Source organism: Streptomyces calidiresistens, assembly GCF_014141525.1.
Classification (GTDB): domain Bacteria; phylum Actinomycetota; class Actinomycetes; order Streptomycetales; family Streptomycetaceae; genus Streptomyces; species Streptomyces calidiresistens.
Genome location: NZ_VKHS01000607.1, coordinates 1 through 3,417, shown reverse-complemented (window position 1 = coordinate 3,417; position 3,417 = coordinate 1). Strand labels below are relative to the sequence as shown.

Annotated in this window: 3 protein-coding genes; all 3 read right to left on the bottom strand. The window is 73.7% G+C overall.

Annotation, left to right across the window (positions count from 1 at the left end; all coding sequences use genetic code 11):
• A partial coding sequence (pfkB, locus tag FOE67_RS20325) for a 1-phosphofructokinase (protein WP_182666284.1) occupies positions 1-942 on the bottom strand: 942 nt, incomplete at its 3' end.
• Positions 939-1,700 carry a DeoR/GlpR family DNA-binding transcription regulator gene (locus FOE67_RS20320; protein WP_182666283.1) on the bottom strand — a complete coding sequence of 254 codons (762 nt, stop codon included), beginning with the start codon at positions 1,698-1,700 and terminating at the stop codon, positions 939-941. The genes FOE67_RS20320 and pfkB, both read right to left, overlap by 4 nt.
• Positions 1,701-2,181: 481 nt before the next feature.
• Positions 2,182-3,195 carry a sigma-70 family RNA polymerase sigma factor gene (locus tag FOE67_RS20315; protein WP_182666282.1) on the bottom strand — a complete coding sequence of 338 codons (1,014 nt, stop codon included), beginning with the start codon at positions 3,193-3,195 and terminating at the stop codon, positions 2,182-2,184.
• Between the last annotated feature and the right edge of the window lie 222 nt (positions 3,196-3,417).

Below are 3,417 nucleotides of genomic sequence, written 5' to 3'. Positions count from 1 at the left end.
CCCGAGGGGGTGGTTCCGGGGCGGGTCGTCGGTGACGGTCACCGCGGCGGGACGCAGATCGGCCGGGCGCGGCATGGCGCTGCCCGGGAGTTGGACGGCGGCGGCGCCGTGGGCGAGGGCCGCCGCCAGGGCGTCGGGCCCGCGACCACCGGCGAGGAGGAAACCGGCCAGGGAGGCGTCACCCGCGCCGACATCGCTGCGGACGGTCTCCACCGGGGCGGTGCCCCAGTGGACGCCGTCCTCCTCGACCAGGAGTTGGCCGTCCGCGCCCAGGCTGGCCAGCACGGTGCCCGCTCCCGCGACCCGCAGTTCGCGGGCGGCCTCCACCACCGCTCCCAGGGTGGCCAGGTCGGCGGCGGTGCGGCCGGTGGCCTCGGCCAGTTCGTCGAGGTTGGGCTTGACCACGTCGGGGCGGCCGTGGAGGGCGGCGAGGAACGCGGGCCCGGAGGTGTCCACGGCGATCCGGCCCCCGGTGTGGTGGATGCGGTTCGCCAGTTCGGCGTACCAGTCGTCGGCGGGGCCGCGGGGCAGGCTGCCGCAGCAGGCCGTCCAGTCGGCGCGCGGCGCGTACCGGCCGACGGTGGCCAACAGCGCCTCGCTCTCCGCGGGGCCGAGCTCCGGGCCGGCGGCGTTGACCTTGGTGAGGGTGCCGTCGGGTTCGACGAGGGAGACGTTGACCCGGGTGGAGCCCGCGAGGGGAACCTCGACCGGCTCGACCCCCAGGCCGTCCAGCAGGCGGGAGAGCAGTTCGCCCTCCGCCCCGCCCAGGGGGAGAACGGCCGTGGTCGGGCGCCCCGCGGCGGCGACGGCCCGGGAGACGTTGACGCCCTTGCCGCCGGGATCGACCCGGTCGGTTCCGGCGCGCAGCACGGCACCGCGCTCCAGCGCGGGGATGCCGTAGGTGCGGTCCAGGCTGGGGTTGGGGGTGACGGTGAGGATCATGTGCGGCGGACCTCCGTACCACCGGCTTCGATCTCCCGGGCGTCCCGGGGGTCGAGACCGGTGTCGGTGATGAGCAGGTCGACGTCCCGGAGGTCGCCGAATCGGGCGAAGTGCTCACGTCCGGACTTGCCGGAGTCGGCGAGCAGGACCACGCGGCGCCCGGCGGCGATCAGTGCCCGTTTCACGGCGGCCTCGGCGAGGTCCGGGGTGGTCAGGCCGGTGTCCGGGGAGAAGCCGTTGGTGGCGAGGAGGACGAGGTCGGCACTGACCTCGCCGTAGGTGCGCAGGGCCCAGGCGTCCACGGCGGCGCGGGTGCGGTGACGCACGCGGCCACCGATCAGGTGGAGTTCGATGCCGGGATGGTCGGCGAGTCGGGCCGCGATCGGCAGCGCGTGGGTGACCACGGTGAGGTGGACGTCCGGCGGGAAGAGTGCGGCGAGGGCCGCGGTGGTGCTGCCGGCGTCGATGATGACGCTGCCCTCGGCCGGCAGTTCGTCCAACGCGGCCCGGGCGATGCGCTCCTTCTCCTCGACGGCGGTGGCCTCGCGACGCCCGAGGTCGGGCTCGAAGTCCAGGCGGCCGATGGGGATGGCGCCGCCGTGCACACGGCGCAGCAGACCGGCCCGGCCCAGCGCCTTGAGGTCGCGGCGCACCGTCTCGGAGGTGACCCCGAAGCTCTCGGCGAGCGCGACGACCTCGACCCGGCCCTCCTCGCGGGCGCGGCGGAGGATCTCCTGCCGGCGTTCCTGTGCGTACATCCGTCCGGTGTCCGTTCCGCTCCGAACCGGGTCTTCCGGTGTCCGAATGAGTGGCTTCACGCCAAGATTACGACTGTGCTGCCGCAAAGTAAACACATTCGGCACACCAAGCGGACACGAACGGGCAACAGAGGGTCCGGGGCCGGACGTGCCGGAGGCCGGGGCGGTCCACGGGGCGGCTTTCCGGCCGCGGACCCCCGAAACACTCCGTCGGAACACTCCTTCGGGGACGGTGGTTCCCCGCCGGCTCGCCCCGAGGGCACACGAAAAGCCCGTCCGGCCCGGGGCACGGACCCGTGATCCGTGCCCCGGGCCGGACGGGCCACGAGGGGCGGACCCCGACGAGAGGGGAAGCGTCGGGGTCCGCGCGGCGCGCCGGGTGATACCGACGGCCGGTTCCGGGGGCGGGCGTCCGCGCGGTGCGCGGCCCCGCCTCGCTCGACCCCCGCCCACCGCACGGCGGACGGGCGGAGGGGAGGTCTCAGGCGGCGGCGTCGAAGCCGGAGGCGTCGGCCATCCGCTTGAGCTCCAGGAGGGCGTGCTTCTCTATCTGCCGGATCCGCTCCCGGGTCAGACCGTGCTGCCGGCCGACCTCGGTCAGGGTCCGCTCCCGCCCGTCCTCGATGCCGTAACGGGCCCGGATGATGGACGCGGTGCGGTCGTCGAGGCGACCGATCAGCTCCTCCAGCCCCTCGCGGCGCATCATGACCATGACCGACTGCTCCGGGGTGGCCGCGGAGGTGTCCTCCAGCAGGTCCCCGAACTGGGTCTCGCCCTCGTCGTCCACGGACATGTTGAGGCTGACCGGGTCCCGGGCCCAGTCCAGGACATCCTGGACGCGCTCGGGGGTGGTGTTCAGCTCGGTGGCGATCTCCTGCGGCTCGGCGTCCCGCCCGTGCTCGCGGTTGAACTCCCGCTGCACCCGGCGGACCCGCCCCAGCTCCTCGACCAGATGGACGGGCAGCCGGATGGTGCGCGCCTGGTCCGCGATGGACCGGGTGATCGCCTGTCGGATCCACCACGTGGCGTAGGTGGAGAACTTGAAGCCCTTGGTGTAGTCGAACTTCTCGACCGCCCGGACCAGCCCGGCGTTGCCCTCCTGGATCAGGTCCAGCAGGGGCAGACCGCTGCGCGGGTACCGGCGGGCCACGGCGACCACCAGCCGGAGGTTGGAGCGGATGAAGACGTCCTTGGCGCGCTCCCCCTCGGCGGCTATCGCCTCCAGCTCCTCGGACGGGACCCCGGCGACCGGGCCGTCCGGCGCGGGCTCGACCTCGCCGTCCAGGATGCGACGGGCGTACAGCCCGGCCTCGATGGTCTGGGACAGCTCGACCTCGCGCGCCGCGTCCAACAGCGGGGTACGGGCGATCTCGTCCAGGTACATGCCCACCAGGTCGCGCTCGGTGGCGTCGCCCTCCGCAGAGGGCCTGGCGCTGCCCGTGGTCCCGACCGGACCGGAGGTCTGCCGGCTGCGGGCGACGGCACGGCTTGCCATACGTACTCCCTTGCGAATGATTCGGTGTGACGCGCGGTGGCGCTCTGCCTTGTGCTCCTTCTCGGCCGGCGAAGTGCCTCCTCGCACCCGCCTTCCGTAACGAATCAACGACGGGAAACCGGACAGAATTCCCAAGCGGCGCATCTTTTTCCGCGGATGCAGTACCCTGCCCGCCGGCTCACGCGAACACCGCCCCGAAGGGGGTCCCGGTCCCCCGGGCCC

Bases quoted from the DNA above. Each gene is read 5' to 3' on its own strand.
- FOE67_RS20315 (WP_182666282.1), bottom strand. From the start codon at position 3,195: ATGGCAAGCCGTGCCGTCGCCCGCAGCCGGCAGACCTCCGGTCCGGTC.
- FOE67_RS20320 (WP_182666283.1), bottom strand. From the start codon at position 1,700: ATGTACGCACAGGAACGCCGGCAGGAGATCCTCCGCCGCGCCCGCGAG.